Origin of the sequence: Aeromonas sp. 75A, assembly GCF_051919425.1 — a bacterium.
GTDB classification, from domain to species: domain Bacteria; phylum Pseudomonadota; class Gammaproteobacteria; order Enterobacterales; family Aeromonadaceae; genus Aeromonas; species Aeromonas veronii.
Genome location: NZ_JBQBES010000002.1, coordinates 3,855,590 through 3,878,201 on the forward strand (window position 1 = coordinate 3,855,590; position 22,612 = coordinate 3,878,201).

7 protein-coding genes are annotated in these 22,612 nt (G+C 55.8%); all 7 read left to right on the plus strand.

What is annotated here, in order from left to right; all coding sequences use genetic code 11:
- Positions 1–582 precede the first annotated feature (582 nt).
- The 7 genes from ACTG2T_RS17970 to ACTG2T_RS18000 all read left to right on the plus strand — a co-directional run bounded on the left by ACTG2T_RS17970 (position 583) and on the right by ACTG2T_RS18000 (position 22,554).
- Positions 583–1,512, plus strand: a complete 930-nt coding sequence (locus ACTG2T_RS17970) for a TIGR01212 family radical SAM protein (RefSeq protein ID WP_005350979.1) — start codon at positions 583–585, stop codon at positions 1,510–1,512.
- 377 nt (positions 1,513–1,889) lie between these two features.
- On the plus strand, positions 1,890–4,034 hold the full coding sequence (locus tag ACTG2T_RS17975; RefSeq protein ID WP_127006445.1) for a type I secretion system permease/ATPase: 2,145 nt from the start codon (positions 1,890–1,892) through the stop codon (positions 4,032–4,034).
- Complete coding sequence (locus ACTG2T_RS17980) at positions 4,027–5,460, plus strand: HlyD family type I secretion periplasmic adaptor subunit (protein ID WP_005350982.1); 1,434 nt, start codon at positions 4,027–4,029, stop codon at positions 5,458–5,460. The genes ACTG2T_RS17975 and ACTG2T_RS17980 overlap by 8 nt, the downstream gene beginning before the upstream one ends.
- A 37-nt stretch (positions 5,461–5,497) precedes the next feature.
- Positions 5,498–6,823: a TolC family outer membrane protein gene (locus ACTG2T_RS17985; RefSeq protein WP_005359768.1), complete on the plus strand. Its 1,326-nt coding sequence runs from the start codon at positions 5,498–5,500 to the stop codon at positions 6,821–6,823.
- A gap of 135 nt (positions 6,824–6,958) precedes the next feature.
- Positions 6,959–7,711, plus strand: a complete 753-nt coding sequence (locus tag ACTG2T_RS17990; RefSeq protein ID WP_204420651.1) for a transglutaminase-like cysteine peptidase — start codon at positions 6,959–6,961, stop codon at positions 7,709–7,711.
- Positions 7,712–7,714: 3 nt separating this feature from the next.
- Entirely contained in the window at positions 7,715–9,640 is a 1,926-nt protein-coding gene (locus ACTG2T_RS17995) for an EAL domain-containing protein (RefSeq protein ID WP_330125577.1), read from the plus strand.
- A gap of 263 nt (positions 9,641–9,903) precedes the next feature.
- Positions 9,904–22,554, plus strand: a complete 12,651-nt coding sequence (locus ACTG2T_RS18000) for a DUF5801 repeats-in-toxin domain-containing protein (protein WP_439973805.1) — start codon at positions 9,904–9,906, stop codon at positions 22,552–22,554.
- Positions 22,555–22,612 lie beyond the last annotated feature (58 nt).

A 22,612-nucleotide genomic window follows, 5' to 3' on the forward strand; every position in this document is an offset into this window, starting at 1 on the left:
GCACAGTCATCACCTGACTGCATAAATTGCGATTGGCTCTTGTGGTTCCGTCTGCCTGACGTGGCGAATCTCCAAACTAATGGGATTTTCTGGCGAGGTCAATCGCAGGTCAGGTTTGTCTTCATGGTTACATTCGCATAACAAAATGTCGGGTTAGGGGGATTAGCTCGCAGTTATGGAGTGTTTATTCTGTATGGTGTGATTTTGTTGGTTAAATATATCGCCATTGACGGGCTCAATGGTGCGCTCGGCGACGATGGGCGAATGTAGTAATTTTACCAACCCGATGTGGCCGACAGCGGAAGGGATCACATTTTCAATATCCCATGCTTGCAATTGTGTGCTGTCGGGTCTCTTTGAATTTTTCATTGTTCAACAGTGGGTTATCAGGTCTCATTTTCATATGGATGTTTACTGTTTGAATCGTCAAAGAACTGTAAAAATCCTTTTTTTGCGCTTTTTCTCTATATTTATTCAAAATTGGTCGGGTATTTATATGTTTTGCCCTCTCCGCTAGCTTGATCCAGCTCAGCCCCTGTTTTGCGCAAGCTCGTACAATGGCGCTCCTTTAGCGGAGGTGTCATGCAGTTACACGAACTCGTCAATACATTCGGTCAGGATCTCAAGCAGCGTCATGGTCAGAAGATCCACAAACTCTCCATCCACGGGGCCTTCACCTGCCCGAACCGTGACGGCACCCTGGGCCGTGGTGGCTGCACCTTCTGCAACGTATCCTCTTTTGCTGACGAGTCGGCTCAGCAACTCTCCGTGGTGCAACAACTGTTGGCTCGCCGGGACGAAGTCACCCGTGCCAAGCGCTATCTTGCCTACTTTCAGGCCTATACCAGTACCTATGCCGAGGTCGAATATCTGCAGCGGATGTATGAAGAGGCGCTGTCGGTGAGCGATATGGTGGGGCTCTGCGTGGGCACTCGCCCCGATTGCGTACCGGATGCGGTGCTGGATCTGTTGGCGGGCTATCAGGCCCGGGGCTACGAGGTGTGGCTGGAGCTCGGGCTGCAAAGTGCCAACGACAAGACCCTGCAACGGATCAACCGCGGCCACGGTTATGCCGCCTATGAGGATGCGGTAAGACGTGCCCATCAGCGCGGCATCAAGGTATGTGCTCATCTGATCGTCGGCCTGCCTGGCGAAGTGCCGATGGACAGCCTCGATACCTTGCATCGTATCGTTGAGACCGGTATTGAGGGGATCAAGCTGCATCCGCTTCATGTGGTTGAGGGTAGTACTCTTGGCAAAGCGTGGCAGGCGGGGCGCCTTGAGGTCTTGACGCTGGAGCAGTATGTGGAAGCGGCCGTTGCCATGATCCAGCACACGCCGCCCGAGGTGGTGTATCACCGGATTTCGGCCTCCGCGCGCCGTCCAACCCTGTTGGCGCCAGCCTGGTGTGAAAATCGCTGGACGGCCATGGCGGACATTGCCAAAGCACTCTCATTGAATGGCCCGCAAGGTCACGCGTTGGGCAGACCCTTCATACTTCCTGACCTATAATTGAGCACCAGATTATTATTTTCACGTAAAACATAGGGTTATATAAAAAACTTCATACCCTAAACTATAGTTTTGGTACGTGCCGGTTGATATAGTGGTGCGCCATAATAAATGTCATTATCAATTAACTCCGACATTCACCCTGATTGCAGTGTTAGCATGGTGTTGATGAGCCGATTATTTTTACCAATAACGAATCATGCCGCCATTGCTGCTGTGCCGGGAAATTGGCGATGAGTGTCACGATCTATCTGGACAGGTTTATCCCCTGATCAGTCTCATCAGCGGGAAGGCCACTCGGTTTTAGCGTGGCTATAGCAGGGAAATATGAGCGATGAACGTTCTTATCTACCTCATTTATGCAGTGACAGGATGCTATGCAAGCAGAAACAAGTCGTATTGATGAGTTATTGGAGTGTCTGGTCTTCTTGACCCGTTTTTATGGTGTGCCCAACAGCCAGGATGCCCTGACGACCGGGTTGCCACTGGTCTCCGGACGCCTGACAACCGCACTCTTTTGCCGTGCTGCCGAGCGGGGCGGGTTATCCGCCCGTGAAGTGATACAGCCACTGGCTGATATCTCTCCCTTGCTGCTGCCTTGTGTATTGCAGATGCGCAGTGGTGGCGCCTGCATTTTGCTGGAGTGGAATGAAGATCGCAGCCAGGGGAAAGTGATTTTCCCGCAGGCCGGTGATGCCGCGCAATGGCTGACCGCAGCCCAGTTGGGTGATGAGTATCTGGGGCGCCTCTTCTATGTAAAGAAGCAGTTCAAGTTTGACGAACGCTCGCCCAAGGTGCTTGAAACCCGTGATGGACACTGGTTCTGGAGCACCTTGTTCGAATCCAGCGGCATCTATCGCGATGTGCTGATCGCCTCCATTCTGATCAACCTGTTTGCCATCGCCAGCCCTCTTTTCACCATGAACGTCTATGACAAGATTGTGCCCAATCTGGCGTTTGATTCACTCTGGGTGCTGGCGGTCGGGGCCATGGTGGTCTTTACCTTTGATTTTGTGATGCGGCAGTTGCGCAGTTACTTTATCGATATCGCTGGCAAAAAGTCTGATGTGCTACTGTCCGCCAAGATTTTCGCCAAGGTGATGGGCATGAGGATGGAGTCTCGTCCCGCTTCCACTGGCGCGTTCGCAAAACATCTGCAGGAATTTGAATCGGTGCGGGAGTTTTTCACCTCCGCAACGGTTTCTACTCTTATCGATCTGCCCTTTGCCGTCTTCTTCCTTTTTATTATCTGGATGTTTGCAGGCGTAATGGTGGTGGTTCCCATCGTCGCCATGCTGATCCTCATCGCCTACAGCTTCTATATTCAAGAGCCCCTCAAGCAGTCCATCGAAGAGGGGTCACGCCTTGCGTCCCAGAAGAACGCCAACCTGATTGAAAGTATTTCCGGGCTGGAAACCGTCAAGATTTTCGGCGCCGAGAGCATGTTCCAGCATCGCTGGGAACAGGCCGTCTCCCATATTTCCACCTGGGGCGTACAGACCCGCCGCATTACCAACTCCATGTCCTCGTTGGCCAGTTATATCCAGCAGGTGGTGACGGTCGGTCTGGTGATTGTCGGTGTTTACCAGATCTCCGAAGGTTTGGTCACCATGGGGGGCATGATTGCCGCCGTGATGCTCTCCAGTCGCGCCATTGCACCTATGGTGCAACTCTCCGTGTTGTCGACCCGTTATAACCAGGCCAAGTCAGCACTGGATATTCTGGAAAAAATCATGCAAACCCCGGGAGAGCAGGAGGAAGGCAAGCAATATATCCATCATCCGGTGATTGCCGGTCGAATTGAATTTGAAAATGTCTCCTTCAAATATCCCGGCATGGAAACCAGCACTCTGCACAATATCAATTTGCGCATTCAGCCGGGCGAAAAGGTGGCGATTATCGGCCGGATTGGGGCGGGTAAAACGACCCTCGAGAAGCTGTTGATGGGGTTGTATCGACCGACCGATGGCTCGGTACGTATCGACGGTTTTGAACTCGATCAACTGCCACCTGCGGTAATCCGCCGCAATATTGGTTGTGTCCCGCAAGATGTCATTCTTTTCTTTGGCTCGGTGCGGGACAACATCATGCTGGGTAATCCGCTGGTGGATGATGTGAGAGTCTTGCGCGCCGCCAAGCGGGCGGGTGTCACCAACTTTACCAACAGGGATCCCAACGGGCTGGATCGGCAGATAGGTGAGGGTGGCCGTCAGCTTTCCGGTGGCCAGCGTCAGTCGATCCTGCTGGCTCGCGCCCTGCTCAATGACCCCCCCATTCTGGTGATGGATGAGCCGACCTCCAACATGGACAACCAGTCCGAGATGCAGGTCAAACAGGAGCTTGCCAGACTGGGCCCGGAAACCACATTGATCCTCATCACTCACAAAACCTCGATGCTGGATGTGGCATCGCGAGTGATCGTTATCGAGCAGGGGCAGATCGTTGCTGATGGCCCCAAAGAGGTGGTGTTGCAGCAGTTGAAGGAAGGCAAGGTGCGCGTGCAGGAGGTGTCCCATGGTTAAGGGGCTCATGGACTGGTTCAAGCGCAGCAAAAAGACGCCTTCCGGCGAGGTATTGCCAGCACCCGAGCATCTGGAGTTTGTCGATGACGGCGCGGCAGCTGTACTGCTGACCACGCCGACCGGAGCTCGTATCCTGCTATGGTGCTGTTTCCTCTTTTTCATGAGTGCCATCGTCTGGGCGGCCTGGGCCGAACTGGATGAAGTCACCGTGGGTCAGGGCAAAGTTATTCCGTCCCGTCAGCTGCAGGTGATCCAGAACCTGGAAGGGGGGATCGTCAAAGAGATCTTCGTCAAAGAGGGGGACATCGTCGAAAAGGGGCAGCCGCTGCTGCGTATTGATGACACCCGTTTCCGCTCCGACTTTAGAGAACGGGAGCAAGAGGTCGTCACCCTCAAGGGGGATGTGGCCCGTCTGCGCGCCGAGATGGCCAGCGTCGAGGTGAAAAACGACCCGGCACTGGGGTGGCGTGAACAGGTCGTGGTAGGTGAAGCGCCAATCCAGTTTCCCGATGGTTATGAAACTGTTTTTGCCGAATACGCACACCGTGAGCGCTCTGTACAGCGGGATCGCCTCAATAACCTGAAGAACCAGCTTTATATTCTTGGTCAGCAAATCGAACAGAAAGAGCAGGAGCTGATTGAACTTAATGCCAAAATTCGCACCGTGAATCGCAGTGTGGATCTGGCCAGACAGGAACTGAATATTAGCCGTCCGCTGGCGAAAGAGGGTATAGTGCCTCAAGTGGAGCTAATTAAGCTGGAGCGGCAGGTCAACGAGATGCAGGGGGAGCTGGAGAGCAACCGTCTGCTGATCCCAAAACTCAATTCGGTACTGCGTGAGACCATCTCCAAACGTAATGATATTGCGCTGAAGTTCAGAGCAGACTCCCAGACTGAACTGAATGAGAAGCAGGGGCGGCTTGGCCAGTTGTCAGAAGGGCAGGTTGGCTTGCGAGACAGGGTTGACCGGACCAGCGTGATTGCTCCGCTCAAGGGCACCATCAAGAAACTCAAGATCAACACCCTGGGCGGCGTGGTTCAGCCCGGCATGGATTTGATGGAGATTGTGCCGCTGGAGGATACCTTGCTGGTAGAAGCCAAGGTGTCACCGAAAGATATCGCCTTCCTGCGACCGGGGCTGGATGCCATCGTCAAAATTACTGCCTACGACTTTACAATCTATGGAGGATTGCATGGCAAGGTTGAACAGATAAGTGCGGATTCGATCCAGGATGAGGAGGGGAACTCCTTTTATCTGGTTCGGGTTCGAACAGAGAAGAGTTACTTGGGCGATGAGCTTAACGCACTTCCCATCATCCCCGGTATGTTAGCCAGTGCTGATATCATTACTGGTAAAAAAAGTGTCCTAGACTATTTGCTTAAGCCGATTTTACGGGCAAAGCAGTCGGCACTGAGAGAACGATAAGCCAACAATCTAAAAACAAAACATGACTGGAGATAACATGAAAAAAACGATTGTTGCCATGCTGGTCAGTGGCTGCATCCTGATCCCGAGTTTGGGTCAGGCTCAGACTCTGGAAGAGTCGGTGGCACAGACACTTGCTACGCATCCCAAGATAAAGGAGGCGTTTGATCTGTATCAGGCACGACTCTATCAGCATGATGGAGCCAAGGGTGGCTATTATCCTACGATCGACCTGCGTGGCGGCGTAGGCTATGAAAAAACTGACAGCCCTTCTACCCGCGCTGCCAGCGCCAACAGCAATATTGATGATTCCATGACTCGCAAAGAGGCTGGACTCAGCCTGCGGCAAATGTTGTTTGATGGCTTTGATGTCAGCAACAACGTCTCCCGAACTGAAGCTGAAGCCAATGCCCAGCGTCTGGCGATGATCTCCGAAGCTGAAAATACCGCGCTGCGAGTAGCTGAGGTCTACCTCAATATGCTGCGTCAGCAGGAGATCCTGGAGCTTTCCAAACAAAACCTGGAAACCCACGAACAAATCCGCAGCGATATCAGCAAGCGGACTGATTCAGGGCTTGGCTCTACTGCGGATCAGACCCAGATAGAAGGTCGTGTTGCCCGGGCCTATTCAAATCAGGCCGCTGCTGAAAACAACTATCGCGACGCAGAGAGTGAATTTATTCGTGTCGTGAACGAGGTACCAAAAGATCTGGTACAGCCGGTTCCCAATACCGAGCTTATCCCGACCAGCCTCGATAGTGCGCTGAAAACGGCGACCGAAGTCCACCCGACCCTGCTCTCTTCACTGCAGGATATTGAAGCGGCCAAGTATCAACATGAAGGTGCCAAATCCGGTTTCTACCCCAATGTAACATTCGAGGTCGATCAGAACTGGAATGAGGATATCGATGCGGTCAAAGGGCGCAACGATGATCTGACCGCCATGGTGCGGATGCGTTACAACCTGTTCCGTGGCGGTTCTGATGTGGCAGAAAGCAATGCAACATCGGCGCTCTACTCTCAGGCGAAAGACATTCATTTGAATGCGTTCCGCCAGGTTGAGGAAGGCACTCGTCTGGCCTGGAACGCGAAAGAGTCGCTGGCCAAGCAAAAGACCTTCCTGAAAGAGCATGTTGACGCCAGCTATGACACCGTACAGGCGTACAAGAAGCAGTTTGGTTTGGGTCAACGGACATTGCTGGACGTATTGAACACCGAGAACGAACTGTTCGAGGCGCGTCGCAGCTATATCACCGCTGAGTATGATGCACTGCTGGCGGACTATCGCATTCTCAACGCGACAGGCAGTCTGCTCAATGCATTTAGCGTCAAACAACCCGCTGAATGGCAGGCCAGGCAATAACCGTTTGTTCATGATCCCGCAGGGATCATGAACGCCAACATGGTGACTGCTGCTGGCAGTCACCATGTTTGGCTAACGCAGGTTGTTGTACGAGCTTTGAGGAGTGCAGCAGTAATAATGCAGCAGGAATATGACGTGACACTCCAGCGTGGTACCGGTAGCAGATGGTGTTATCTTCTCAATGAATGGAGATACCGATCGCTACGCGCTTTGCACCACTCCTTATGGATCCTGCTGTTACCCTTCTCACTTCTGCTCTGTGCCAGTCAGCCTCTGCCACAGGAAGATCTCAACTTGATCAAACGGGCGGAGCAGACCTATGGCGCCAGAGCCGGCAAGCGTGTAACCAGTTGGCGTATGCTGGTCATGGAGACGAAGGGCAGGGCCCTGAGCGAAGAAAAAAAGCTTGAGCGGGTAAATAATTTTTTCAATCGGATGCGTTTTATTGACGATATCAAGTTGTGGCGCAAAAAGGATTATTGGGCAACCCCGCTAGAATTTTTGGGAGCCGCTGGGGGAGACTGTGAAGATTTCAGTATCGCCAAATACTCTACGCTGCTCGAGCTTGGGATCCCGGATGATAAAATGCGGATGGTGTACGTTAAGGCTCTTGATTACAACCAGTTCCACATGGTGGTGGCATATTATGAGACACCCTCTTCCGTTCCGGTTATTTTGGATAATTTGATAGGCTCGATTCGCCCAGCCACACAGCGGCGTGATCTGGTGCCTATTTACAGTTTTAACGGTAGTCACTTGTGGTTGATGAAGGCACGAGGCCAAGGGGAACTGGCTGGTCAATCATCCCGCTTGGGATTATGGAATGATTTACGCAATCGCATGACCTCGGGGCGATTGGCTCGGCCAGTGGTGAATTTGGATGATTAACCTATGACGCTCTATCGACAGTTATTAGCCACCATGCTGCTGCTGTTTGGATTGTTATTTGCGGCCACATACTGGGTGCAATTCAATTCAACCCGCACTTATCTGGCGCAGCAACAGGAAACAACGGTCATCAATACGGCAACCTCACTGGGGCTTGCGCTCACCCCCTATCTGGAAAACGGTGACAAGGTTGGTGCCGAGTCGGTGATCCAGGCCATTTTTGATGGTGGCTATTATCGACTAGTTCGCCTTGATCTGCTGGCATCAAAGGATGTCATCGAGCAGGAAAATACCAACAATATTCAGGGGGTGCCACAGTGGTTTGTGAAATTGGGACTGTTTCCTGAGGTATCTAACGAGTCAATTCTGACGTCTGGCTGGTTGCAGCTTGGAAAATTAAAAGTAGTGGGTCACCCCGGCCAGGCTTATTACGAGTTGTGGCGTGGGATGAGTGAGCTGGCGAGCTGGTTTCTGGTCGGCTTTTTGATCACCACAATTTTGTTGATGAGAGCACTCAACTACTTGCTCAAGCCACTCAAACAGATCTGTGATCAAGCCGTCGAGATTGAGCTGCACCATTTCGGTCATACGATCCCGGAGCCTAAAACCCATGAATTGAAGCAGGTCGTTCAGGCGATCAACACCCTCTCAAGCAAGTTGGCGTTGCAGTTCAAAGAGCAAGCCGATGAGGCCGAGAAATTGCGTGAGCGGGTTTATGTCGATGCCGTGTCAGGGCTTGGCAACCGAGCCTATTTTGTGGGTCAGGTAAACGCATGGATAGCGGAGGCTGGTCAAGGTGGTGTCATGCTGGTTGCGGTCGACATGCTGGATGATATCTATCGCGATGAAGGCTTTGCTGCCCGTGACAACATGGTCAAATCGATAGCACAGGCTTTGAAAGAGCAATTTAAAGGGTGGGATGGCGCAGCCTTGGCACGGATCTCCGCGACGGAATATGCGCTGCTCTGTCCAACTGACGATCTGACTCAGCTAAAAGAGTTGGCTGAAGTGATTAATAGCCGCATTGCCGATCTGGTGGTGAATCCAATGGGCGAAGGGGATGCGCTCTCCGTCATTGGTATTGCTGGTCGTGATGGCAATGATGATCTCTCTGCCTTGTTGACCAAAGCCGATAATGCGCTTGGCAAGGCGCGCAATGAACGCCGCGGTGCTGTGGTGATGGAAGGGGGTACCGAGCAAGGTTTGATGGGGCGTTTGGCCTGGCGAGATCTGGTACAAGATGCCATTTCACGACAACTTTGGCGCTTCAAAGCACAACCAGCTTGCCGGTTTGATAATGGAGCAAGGTTGCATGCCGAGCTGTTTGCTTCTATCTCTCGGGATGGCACAGATTATTTTGCCGGTCAGTTCTTGCCCGCGATTGAACAGTTCAAATTGGGTGGCGAGTTTGACCAGGCGGTGCTTGATGCTTGCGTTCCATTACTGCAAAAACACTTTGATCTGGTACTGGCGATCAACATCACTGCTGGCTCGCTCTGCTCGGATGAATTTTTAACCTGGCTGACGCGTTACCTGACCGAGCATGTTGAGCTGAAAGAGCGGTTGTTATTTGAAATACCTGAAGCTGCCATCATGAAACATAAAGACAACGTGGCTGCGTTGGTGGGCACCTTGCAAGCTCATGGCTTCCAGTGGGGGGTTGACCACTATGGTCGTCACTTCCAGTCTCTGGGCTATCTGGAGGAGTTGTCGCCGGCTTATGTCAAGGTTGATCACGGTTATACCAGTCAGGTCATGGAGCCGGGGGCTGACACCTCATTCCTGGCTGCAGTGTGTCGCGCCGCACATAATGCCGGTGTGACCACCATTGCAACCCGCGTCGAAGATCAACATCAAGTGGAACTGCTTTCCAAGTTGCATATCGATGGTTACCAGGGATTTGTTCATCCCGCCTTCCCATTGTCTTGAATTAAATGCTGGAAATGGCCCCGATAGGGGCCTTTTTTATACCAGTCACTTCTCTTTTCGCCATTTTTCTATAACCAACTCAAGGTCGGTCTTGAATGGGGCTGTGTCTAGGGTTCTGATTTGTATTAAGAAATTCCAACTCTTCGATTTTTTTCCATCCATTTGTTGAATTCCTCTCGAACGTACGCTTTTTTGCAACGGAACAGCGCGCTATCTCCTTCTACGGTGTAGACATCAAGATCTGTCACCTTGGAGCAATGGATATGCGTACCCAAATCATCGACAAGTCCGTGGTTGTCTCAGCTATAGAAGGCAATGTGGAGATTGTGCTGGCTGATGGAAGCAGCCGCCCTCTGCAAAAAGGGGAAATTCTCCAACCCGGAGCAAAATTGACCATAGCGGATGACGCCAAGCTGGCTCTTTCCCCTTATGACGATACTCCAGCATCGGATGTTCCGGCCGGTTCCGAGTCCGCTGAACCTGCTCAACCGCAAGTGGCGGCCAGCCAGGAAGGCGCACCTTCAGATATTGCCGCATTGCAAGAATCGATTCTGCAGGGTGTTGACCCGACTCAAAACTTTGAGGCTTCTGCTGCTGGTGGGGCTCCAGCGGCCGGTGGTGGTGGTGGTATTGGTGGGGTTGCGGGGGCCAGTGGTAATGGTGGTTTCGTCACAATTGATCGAACTGGCGATGCCACGATAGCGGCTGCAGGGTTTGATACCACCTACGATACGGCCGCTGTCATCAATGAAAATCAGGCCGAAGATTTGATACTTGAAAATCAGCTTGATGATTTGGGCGAAACCGCCGTAACCCTGGAAGACACTCAGGTCAGTGGGAATTTGCTCGACAATAGTACCAATCCAGATGGACCCGCTGATGCCTCTATCGTTTCATATGACTGGGGTATCAATATCGGAGTCCCTGCCGGTGTTGCTGCCACCATTACCGGAGTGGGCACGCTGATCATCAATCCGGATGGGAGCTATACCTTTACTCCGGCTCCTAACTATGATGGCGCAGTTCCCCCGGTGAACTATCAGGTAACTGATGGCCAGGACACAGTGACATCGACATTCGTTGTCTCCATTACCCCGGTAGATGAAGAAGTAGATCTTGCTGGGCTGGCTCGGGAAGGGGGGGAGGTACAAGTCAGCGATACCAATTTAGCGGATGGTTCGGCTCCCAACGCAGCAGATCTGACTCAAAGTGGAGTGTTTACCTTCAATGCTCCTGACGGCGTCCAGAGTTTGACCTTGGCTGGCGTTACATTAATCACCAATGGCCAGTTAGGCGCATCGTTTCCACAATCCATTATCAGCCCGTTAGGAAATGTACTGACTATCTCAGCGGTGACCTACAACCCGGTGACCGGTGAAGGGCAAGTCAGTTACAGCTATACCCTTGGTGATAATGGAGACCATACAAGACCCGTCAATGACACCTCCCTGAGCGAAAGCTTCAGCGTTGTGCTGATCGATAGTGATGGTGATACGGCTAGCGATACCCTTGATGTCGCCATTTTGGATGACATACCAACTCTGGTTGATGGGGAAGAACTATCTGTGCGCAGTTTGGTCCATGAAGATGCGCTGACCAGCGGTAATAGCGAAGGGGCGGGTCAGAGTGTGAGCGCCAGCGGTGCGGCCGGTACCCTCAATAGCTTGGTCAACTTTGGTGCCGATGGGGTAGGCAGCTTTGGTCTGGGCAGTGATGTCAGCAGTCTGGTGGGGCAGGGTCTGAGCAGCGGCGGTGTAGCGCTCAGCTACAGCGTGGTGGGTAATGTGTTGACCGCCAGTGCAGGCGGTGTGCCGGTCTTTACCCTGACCGTAGGGACAGACGGTAGCTATAGCTTTACCCTGAGTGGTCCGCTGGACCATCCGACAGCGGATGGTGATGACGGCGAACAACTGACTGGCGTGGGGATCGACTTCTCTGGCGTACTGACCGCCACCGATGGTGACGGAGATCAGCTTACAGATAGCTTCCCGGCGGGGAGCTTTGCCATCAAGGTGGAAGATGATGTGCCACGCGTGGCTATCAGCGTCAACAGCAGTGCGGTGGCGGGGCTTGATGAGAGTGGTGCCAGCGGTACCGCCACCCTTGATACCGGAGCGGTGGTGAAAGGTAACGATCCGGATGTGAGTGGGGCTGGGTATATCAGCAAGGCCAGCAGTAATGGCGCCGTTGTGACATTGACAACCGAAGCCTACGGGGCGGATGGCGCGGCGGTGGCAGGCAGCAAGGTGTACAACCTGGTGGTGAGTAATGCCACTTCGGGCCTGGCGCTGACCGACGGTTCGGCCATAACCCTGGTGCAACTGGACAACGGGGTGGTGGTCGGCCAGGTGGTGGGCGGAGCCTTTGCTGGCCAGGCGGCGTTTGCTATCCAGATAGACAGTGCGACGGGCGTGATGACGGTAGAGCAATACCTGTCGCTGGATCACCCGGCGGAAGCCGTGGCAGGAAATAGCTACAACAGCTACGACGAATCCGTTGCACTGGCAGCCAGTTCGTTGGGGGTCACGGTCACCCTGAAAGACGGTGACAACGACACCGTGCAGAGTGCGACAGCAGATATTTCGGGTCAGGTACGTTTCAACGACGATGGTCCGCGCGTGGCTATCAGCGTCAACAGCAGTGCGGTGGCGGGGCTTGATGAGAGTGGTGCCAGCGGTACCGCCACCCTTGATACCGGAGCGGTGGTGAAAGGTAACGATCCGGATGTGAGTGGGGCTGGGTATATCAGCAAGGCCAGCAGTAATGGCGCCGTTGTGACATTGACAACCGAAGCCTACGGGGCGGATGGCGCGGCGGTGGCAGGCAGCAAGGTGTACAACCTGGTGGTGAGTAATGCCACTTCGGGCCTGGCGCTGACCGACGGTTCGGCCATAACCCTGGTGCAACTGGACAACGGGGTGGTGGTCGGCCAGGTGGTGGGCGGAGCCTTTGCTGGCCAGGCGGCGTTTGCTATCCAGATAGACAGTGCGACGGGCGTGATGACGGTAGAGCAATACCTGTCGCTGGATCACCCGGCGGAAGCCGTGGCAGGAAATAGCTACAACAGCTACGACGAATCCGTTGCACTGGCAGCCAGTTCGTTGGGGGTCACGGTCACCCTGAAAGACGGTGACAACGACACCGTGCAGAGTACGACAGCAGATATTTCGGGTCAGGTACGTTTCAACGACGATGGTCCGCGCGTGGCTATCAGCGTCAACAGCAGTGCGGTGGCGGGGCTTGATGAGAGTGGTGCCAGCGGTACCGCCACCCTTGATACCGGAGCGGTGGTGAAAGGTAACGATCCGGATGTGAGTGGGGCTGGGTATATCAGCAAGGCCAGCAGTAATGGCGCCGTTGTGACATTGACAACCGAAGCCTACGGGGCGGATGGCGCGGCGGTGGCAGGCAGCAAGGTGTACAACCTGGTGGTGAGTAATGCCACTTCGGGCCTGGCGCTGACCGACGGTTCGGCCATAACCCTGGTGCAACTGGACAACGGGGTGGTGGTCGGCCAGGTGGTGGGCGGAGCCTTTGCTGGCCAGGCGGCGTTTGCTATCCAGATAGACAGTGCGACGGGCGTGATGACGGTAGAGCAATACCTGTCGCTGGATCACCCGGCGGAAGCCGTGGCAGGAAATAGCTACAACAGCTACGACGAATCCGTTGCACTGGCAGCCAGTTCGTTGGGGGTCACGGTCACCCTGAAAGACGGTGACAACGACACCGTGCAGAGTGCGACAGCAGATATTTCGGGTCAGGTACGTTTCAACGACGATGGTCCGCGCGTGGCTATCAGCGTCAACAGCAGTGCGGTGGCGGGGCTTGATGAGAGTGGTGCCAGCGGTACCGCCACCCTTGATACCGGAGCGGTGGTGAAAGGTAACGATCCGGATGTGAGTGGGGCTGGGTATATCAGCAAGGCCAGCAGTAATGGCGCCGTTGTGACATTGACAACCGAAGCCTACGGGGCGGATGGCGCGGCGGTGGCAGGCAGCAAGGTGTACAACCTGGTGGTGAGTAATGCCACTTCGGGCCTGGCGCTGACCGACGGTTCGGCCATAACCCTGGTGCAACTGGACAACGGGGTGGTGGTCGGCCAGGTGGTGGGCGGAGCCTTTGCTGGCCAGGCGGCGTTTGCTATCCAGATAGACAGTGCGACGGGCGTGATGACGGTAGAGCAATACCTGTCGCTGGATCACCCGGCGGAAGCCGTGGCAGGAAATAGCTACAACAGCTACGACGAATCCGTTGCACTGGCAGCCAGTTCGTTGGGGGTCACGGTCACCCTGAAAGACGGTGACAACGACACCGTGCAGAGTACGACAGCAGATATTTCGGGTCAGGTACGTTTCAACGACGATGGTCCGCGCGTGGCTATCAGCGTCAACAGCAGTGCGGTGGCGGGGCTTGATGAGAGTGGTGCCAGCGGTACCGCCACCCTTGATACCGGAGCGGTGGTGAAAGGTAACGATCCGGATGTGAGTGGGGCTGGGTATATCAGCAAGGCCAGCAGTAATGGCGCCGTTGTGACATTGACAACCGAAGCCTACGGGGCGGATGGCGCGGCGGTGGCAGGCAGCAAGGTGTACAACCTGGTGGTGAGTAATGCCACTTCGGGCCTGGCGCTGACCGACGGTTCGGCCATAACCCTGGTGCAACTGGACAACGGGGTGGTGGTCGGCCAGGTGGTGGGCGGAGCCTTTGCTGGCCAGGCGGCGTTTGCTATCCAGATAGACAGTGCGACGGGCGTGATGACGGTAGAGCAATACCTGTCGCTGGATCACCCGGCGGAAGCCGTGGCAGGAAATAGCTACAACAGCTACGACGAATCCGTTGCACTGGCAGCCAGTTCGTTGGGGGTCACGGTCACCCTGAAAGACGGTGACAACGACACCGTGCAGAGTACGACAGCAGATATTTCGGGTCAGGTACGTTTCAACGACGATGGTCCGCGCGTGGCTATCAGCGTCAACAGCAGTGCGGTGGCGGGGCTTGATGAGAGTGGTGCCAGCGGTACCGCCACCCTTGATACCGGAGCGGTGGTGAAAGGTAACGATCCGGATGTGAGTGGGGCTGGGTATATCAGCAAGGCCAGCAGTAATGGCGCCGTTGTGACATTGACAACCGAAGCCTACGGGGCGGATGGCGCGGCGGTGGCAGGCAGCAAGGTGTACAACCTGGTGGTGAGTAATGCCACTTCGGGCCTGGCGCTGACCGACGGTTCGGCCATAACCCTGGTGCAACTGGACAACGGGGTGGTGGTCGGCCAGGTGGTGGGCGGAGCCTTTGCTGGCCAGGCGGCGTTTGCTATCCAGATAGACAGTGCGACGGGCGTGATGACGGTAGAGCAATACCTGTCGCTGGATCACCCGGCGGAAGCCGTGGCAGGAAATAGCTACAACAGCTACGACGAATCCGTTGCACTGGCAGCCAGTTCGTTGGGGGTCACGGTCACCCTGAAAGACGGTGACAACGACACCGTGCAGAGTACGACAGCAGATATTTCGGGTCAGGTACGTTTCAACGACGATGGTCCGCGCGTGGCTATCAGCGTCAACAGCAGTGCGGTGGCGGGGCTTGATGAGAGTGGTGCCAGCGGTACCGCCACCCTTGATACCGGAGCGGTGGTGAAAGGTAACGATCCGGATGTGAGTGGGGCTGGGTATATCAGCAAGGCCAGCAGTAATGGCGCCGTTGTGACATTGACAACCGAAGCCTACGGGGCGGATGGCGCGGCGGTGGCAGGCAGCAAGGTGTACAACCTGGTGGTGAGTAATGCCACTTCGGGCCTGGCGCTGACCGACGGTTCGGCCATAACCCTGGTGCAACTGGACAACGGGGTGGTGGTCGGCCAGGTGGTGGGCGGAGCCTTTGCTGGCCAGGCGGCGTTTGCTATCCAGATAGACAGTGCGACGGGCGTGATGACGGTAGAGCAATACCTGTCGCTGGATCACCCGGCGGAAGCCGTGGCAGGAAATAGCTACAACAGCTACGACGAATCCGTTGCACTGGCAGCCAGTTCGTTGGGGGTCACGGTCACCCTGAAAGACGGTGACAACGACACCGTGCAGAGTACGACAGCAGATATTTCGGGTCAGGTACGTTTCAACGACGATGGTCCGCGCGTGGCTATCAGCGTCAACAGCAGTGCGGTGGCGGGGCTTGATGAGAGTGGTGCCAGCGGTACCGCCACCCTTGATACCGGAGCGGTGGTGAAAGGTAACGATCCGGATGTGAGTGGGGCTGGGTATATCAGCAAGGCCAGCAGTAATGGCGCCGTTGTGACATTGACAACCGAAGCCTACGGGGCGGATGGCGCGGCGGTGGCAGGCAGCAAGGTGTACAACCTGGTGGTGAGTAATGCCACTTCGGGCCTGGCGCTGACCGACGGTTCGGCCATAACCCTGGTGCAACTGGACAACGGGGTGGTGGTCGGCCAGGTGGTGGGCGGAGCCTTTGCTGGCCAGGCGGCGTTTGCTATCCAGATAGACAGTGCGACGGGCGTGATGACGGTAGAGCAATACCTGTCGCTGGATCACCCGGCGGAAGCCGTGGCAGGAAATAGCTACAACAGCTACGACGAATCCGTTGCACTGGCAGCCAGTTCGTTGGGGGTCACGGTCACCCTGAAAGACGGTGACAACGACACCGTGCAGAGTACGACAGCAGATATTTCGGGTCAGGTACGTTTCAACGACGATGGTCCGCGCGTGGCTATCAGCGTCAACAGCAGTGCGGTGGCGGGGCTTGATGAGAGTGGTGCCAGCGGTACCGCCACCCTTGATACCGGAGCGGTGGTGAAAGGTAACGATCCGGATGTGAGTGGGGCTGGGTATATCAGCAAGGCCAGCAGTAATGGCGCCGTTGTGACATTGACAACCGAAGCCTACGGGGCGGATGGCGCGGCGGTGGCAGGCAGCAAGGTGTACAACCTGGTGGTGAGTAATGCCACTTCGGGCCTGGCGCTGACCGACGGTTCGGCCATAACCCTGGTGCAACTGGACAACGGGGTGGTGGTCGGCCAGGTGGTGGGCGGAGCCTTTGCTGGCCAGGCGGCGTTTGCTATCCAGATAGACAGTGCGACGGGCGTGATGACGGTAGAGCAATACCTGTCGCTGGATCACCCGGCGGAAGCCGTGGCAGGAAATAGCTACAACAGCTACGACGAATCCGTTGCACTGGCAGCCAGTTCGTTGGGGGTCACGGTCACCCTGAAAGACGGTGACAACGACACCGTGCAGAGTGCGACAGCAGATATTTCGGGTCAGGTACGTTTCAACGACGATGGTCCGCGCGTTGCTATCAGCGTCAACAGCAGTGCGGTGGCGGGGCTTGATGAGAGTGGTGCCAGCGGTACCGCCACCCTTGATACCGGAGCGGTGGTGAAAGGTAACGATCCGGATGTGAGTGGGGCTGGGTATATCAGCAAGGCCAGCAGTAATGGCGCCGTTGTGACATTGACAACCGAAGCCTACGGGGCGGATGGCGCGGCGGTGGCAGGCAGCAAGGTGTACAACCTGGTGGTGAGTAATGCCACTTCGGGCCTGGCGCTGACCGACGGTTCGGCCATAACCCTGGTGCAACTGGACAACGGGGTGGTGGTCGGCCAGGTGGTGGGCGGAGCCTTTGCTGGCCAGGCGGCGTTTGCTATCCAGATAGACAGTGCGACGGGCGTGATGACGGTAGAGCAATACCTGTCGCTGGATCACCCGGCGGAAGCCGTGGCAGGAAATAGCTACAACAGCTACGACGAATCCGTTGCACTGGCAGCCAGTTCGTTGGGGGTCACGGTCACCCTGAAAGACGGTGACAACGACACCGTGCAGAGTGCGACAGCAGATATTTCGGGTCAGGTACGTTTCAACGACGATGGTCCGCGCGTGGCTATCAGCGTCAACAGCAGTGCGGTGGCGGGGCTTGATGAGAGTGGTGCCAGCGGTACCGCCACCCTTGATACCGGAGCGGTGGTGAAAGGTAACGATCCGGATGTGAGTGGGGCTGGGTATATCAGCAAGGCCAGCAGTAATGGCGCCGTTGTGACATTGACAACCGAAGCCTACGGGGCGGATGGCGCGGCGGTGGCAGGCAGCAAGGTGTACAACCTGGTGGTGAGTAATGCCACTTCGGGCCTGGCGCTGACCGACGGTTCGGCCATAACCCTGGTGCAACTGGACAACGGGGTGGTGGTCGGCCAGGTGGTGGGCGGAGCCTTTGCTGGCCAGGCGGCGTTTGCTATCCAGATAGACAGTGCGACGGGCGTGATGACGGTAGAGCAATACCTGTCGCTGGATCACCCGGCGGAAGCCGTGGCAGGAAATAGCTACAACAGCTACGACGAATCCGTTGCACTGGCAGCCAGTTCGTTGGGGGTCACGGTCACCCTGAAAGACGGTGACAACGACACCGTGCAGAGTACGACAGCAGATATTTCGGGTCAGGTACGTTTCAACGACGATGGTCCGCGCGTGGCTATCAGCGTCAACAGCAGTGCGGTGGCGGGGCTTGATGAGAGTGGTGCCAGCGGTACCGCCACCCTTGATACCGGAGCGGTGGTGAAAGGTAACGATCCGGATGTGAGTGGGGCTGGGTATATCAGCAAGGCCAGCAGTAATGGCGCCGTTGTGACATTGACAACCGAAGCCTACGGGGCGGATGGCGCGGCGGTGGCAGGCAGCAAGGTGTACAACCTGGTGGTGAGTAATGCCACTTCGGGCCTGGCGCTGACCGACGGTTCGGCCATAACCCTGGTGCAACTGGACAACGGGGTGGTGGTCGGCCAGGTGGTGGGCGGAGCCTTTGCTGGCCAGGCGGCGTTTGCTATCCAGATAGACAGTGCGACGGGCGTGATGACGGTAGAGCAATACCTGTCGCTGGATCACCCGGCGGAAGCCGTGGCAGGAAATAGCTACAACAGCTACGACGAATCCGTTGCACTGGCAGCCAGTTCGTTGGGGGTCACGGTCACCCTGAAAGACGGTGACAACGACACCGTGCAGAGTACGACAGCAGATATTTCGGGTCAGGTACGTTTCAACGACGATGGTCCGCGCGTGGCTATCAGCGTCAACAGCAGTGCGGTGGCGGGGCTTGATGAGAGTGGTGCCAGCGGTACCGCCACCCTTGATACCGGAGCGGTGGTGAAAGGTAACGATCCGGATGTGAGTGGGGCTGGGTATATCAGCAAGGCCAGCAGTAATGGCGCCGTTGTGACATTGACAACCGAAGCCTACGGGGCGGATGGCGCGGCGGTGGCAGGCAGCAAGGTGTACAACCTGGTGGTGAGTAATGCCACTTCGGGCCTGGCGCTGACCGACGGTTCGGCCATAACCCTGGTGCAACTGGACAACGGGGTGGTGGTCGGCCAGGTGGTGGGCGGAGCCTTTGCTGGCCAGGCGGCGTTTGCTATCCAGATAGACAGTGCGACGGGCGTGATGACGGTAGAGCAATACCTGTCGCTGGATCACCCGGCGGAAGCCGTGGCAGGAAATAGCTACAACAGCTACGACGAATCCGTTGCACTGGCAGCCAGTTCGTTGGGGGTCACGGTCACCCTGAAAGACGGTGACAACGACACCGTGCAGAGTACGACAGCAGATATTTCGGGTCAGGTACGTTTCAACGACGATGGTCCGCGCGTGGCTATCAGCGTCAACAGCAGTGCGGTGGCGGGGCTTGATGAGAGTGGTGCCAGCGGTACCGCCACCCTTGATACCGGAGCGGTGGTGAAAGGTAACGATCCGGATGTGAGTGGGGCTGGGTATATCAGCAAGGCCAGCAGTAATGGCGCCGTTGTGACATTGACAACCGAAGCCTACGGGGCGGATGGCGCGGCGGTGGCAGGCAGCAAGGTGTACAACCTGGTGGTGAGTAATGCCACTTCGGGCCTGGCGCTGACCGACGGTTCGGCCATAACCCTGGTGCAACTGGACAACGGGGTGGTGGTCGGCCAGGTGGTGGGCGGAGCCTTTGCTGGCCAGGCGGCGTTTGCTATCCAGATAGACAGTGCGACGGGCGTGATGACGGTAGAGCAATACCTGTCGCTGGATCACCCGGCGGAAGCCGTGGCAGGAAATAGCTACAACAGCTACGACGAATCCGTTGCACTGGCAGCCAGTTCGTTGGGGGTCACGGTCACCCTGAAAGACGGTGACAACGACACCGTGCAGAGTGCGACAGCAGATATTTCGGGTCAGGTACGTTTCAACGACGATGGTCCGCGCGTTGCTATCAGCGTCAACAGCAGTGCGGTGGCGGGGCTTGATGAGAGTGGTGCCAGCGGTACCGCCACCCTTGATACCGGAGCGGTGGTGAAAGGTAACGATCCGGATGTGAGTGGGGCTGGGTATATCAGCAAGGCCAGCAGTAATGGCGCCGTTGTGACATTGACAACCGAAGCCTACGGGGCGGATGGCGCGGCGGTGGCAGGCAGCAAGGTGTACAACCTGGTGGTGAGTAATGCCACTTCGGGCCTGGCGCTGACCGACGGTTCGGCCATAACCCTGGTGCAACTGGACAACGGGGTGGTGGTCGGCCAGGTGGTGGGCGGAGCCTTTGCTGGCCAGGCGGCGTTTGCTATCCAGATAGACAGTGCGACGGGCGTGATGACGGTAGAGCAATACCTGTCGCTGGATCACCCGGCGGAAGCCGTGGCAGGAAATAGCTACAACAGCTACGACGAATCCGTTGCACTGGCAGCCAGTTCGTTGGGGGTCACGGTCACCCTGAAAGACGGTGACAACGACACCGTGCAGAGTGCGACAGCAGATATTTCGGGTCAGGTACGTTTCAACGACGATGGGCCGATTGCATCGGTAGCAACTAACACGGGTCAGGCCACTCAGGTGCAAAATACCAACCTGATGTTGATCCTCGATATTTCCGGCAGTATGGGTGATCCATCGGGCTATCAAGGCATGACCCGGATGCAGGTGATGCAAAAATCTGCCTTGGAGTTGCTCGACAAGTACAGTGCCTATGGCACCGTTATGGTCAATATCATCACATTTGCATCCTCTGCTACTAACCCAACCAGTATCTGGGTCAATGTGGATGTGGCCAAGTCGACCATATTGGGGCTGCAACCATCAGGTGGTACTAACTATGACGATGCTCTAAATGAGGCGATCAAGGCCTTTGGCGATACAGGCAGGCAGATTAACGCACAAAATGTCTCCTATTTTATGTCAGATGGTCAGCCTACAGCGAACGCATTGAGTGGCTCAGCCGCTTCTGTCCTGGATGGAGATAACTCCCTTGGTGGTGGCAATGGCATTGATGGTGACGGCTCGACACTGAGTGGAGAAACCAAAGATTGGGCTGATTTCCTTAAAGCGAACAATATTAACTCCTTTGCGCTAGGGATGGGCTCGGGATCTACCCAGTCTGCACTTGATCCCATCGCTTACAATGGTGTCAGCGGCGCGAGCCCAGCGAATACAACCGCTGTGGTTGTGACTGATTTCAGTCAATTGGCCGCTACGCTTTTGAGTACCGTTGTGGCGCCACCGCTGGCGGGTCAAATAATCAATGGCATAGTGGCCAGTGCCGGGGCGGATGGTGGCTGGCTCAGCTCCATTACTGTTGGGGGGATAACGTATACCTACAACCAGAACACGGATACCCCATCTGGCGATACGTCGGTTGGGACCTTTAACCAATCAACAAACGAATGGATGATTGCGCTGGCTGGCGGCACCCTCAAGGTAGATATGGACAACGGGGCGTATACCTATACTCCGCCGTCTGCTATACCGGCAGGGGGCATAAACCAGGTCGTGGGCTATAGCGTTACCGATAAGGACGGGGACACAGCGTCCAGCACCCTGGCCATCGTTATCAGGCCAGCGGTTGGTCCCACTGCGGTGCGTGATGATTTCATCATCACCAACCAGGACCCTGTAACCGTTCCGGATTGGGCACTGCTTGTCAATGATACCGGGCCGCTGGCTGCGACCCAGATTATTACGGGTGTTTCTGGGGCCGTTGGCGGAACAGTGACAGATAACGCGGGTTCGGTGACGTTCGATGATACCTCTGGCAGCGCAACCCCCAGTAGCTACGAAGGGTCATTCAACTACACCAATAGCTCGACCACAGATACGGCCAAGGTCTTCGTGGATGTTCAAAGCGGGGCAACGCTCACAGGAGGATATCTGGACGAGATCCTCATCGGCGGGACGGGGGCGGATACGCTCAACGGCAATGCTGGAAATGATATTCTGCTGGGCGGTGCCGGTAACGACGCTTTGAATGGTGGCGAGGGCAACGACATTCTTGTTGGCGGTGCAGGCAACGATAACTTGAACGGTGGTGCTGGCAACGACACGGCCAGTTACATCGATAGTACGGCCGGTGTCACTGTTAAGGTCAATGGTAATAATCAGGCGACCGGTGGTGCGGGTACTGACAGTCTGAGCAATATGGAAAATCTGGTGGGTTCCATGTTCAACGACAGTCTGACGGGGGATGGCAATGCCAACGTACTGAGCGGTTTGGTTGGAAGCGACATCTTGAGCGGTGGTGGCGGCGATGACTTGCTCCTTGGTGGTGCTGATGGCGACACCCTGACAGGTGGAGGCGGTAAAGACACCTTTAAGTGGGGGGCGGGTGATATCGGTGGTGTGGATGTCATCAAAGACTTCACCACCGGCACTGGCGGAGATGTACTGGATATAAGCGAGCTGCTCACTGGCGAACATGCCAACTCTGGTTCGCTTGATGCGTACCTCAATTTCAGTAGTGATGGGCCAGGCACAAACAAATCAACATTGACTATTGATTTGGATGGTACGAATGGAGGAACCACCCACGTCATAAAATTTGACAGTATTGACTTGACGACCCTGGGTAACAGTGACTTGCAGATTATTCAGAAGTTGCTGGATGACGGTAACTTGAAGGTTGATCCGTAACCTTGTCTTGGGGCCGGGCTTGCCTGGCCCCTGTTTTTTCCTCAAGGGGATGGATAAG

Coding starts and splice junctions, on each gene's coding strand:
- ACTG2T_RS17995 (WP_330125577.1), top strand. CDS start 7,715: ATGACGCTCTATCGACAGTTATTAGCCACCATGCTGCTGCTGTTTGGA.
- ACTG2T_RS18000 (WP_439973805.1), top strand. CDS start 9,904: ATGCGTACCCAAATCATCGACAAGTCCGTGGTTGTCTCAGCTATAGAA.
- ACTG2T_RS17975 (WP_127006445.1), top strand. CDS start 1,890: ATGCAAGCAGAAACAAGTCGTATTGATGAGTTATTGGAGTGTCTGGTC.
- ACTG2T_RS17980 (WP_005350982.1), top strand. CDS start 4,027: ATGGTTAAGGGGCTCATGGACTGGTTCAAGCGCAGCAAAAAGACGCCT.
- ACTG2T_RS17985 (WP_005359768.1), top strand. CDS start 5,498: ATGAAAAAAACGATTGTTGCCATGCTGGTCAGTGGCTGCATCCTGATC.
- ACTG2T_RS17970 (WP_005350979.1), top strand. CDS start 583: ATGCAGTTACACGAACTCGTCAATACATTCGGTCAGGATCTCAAGCAG.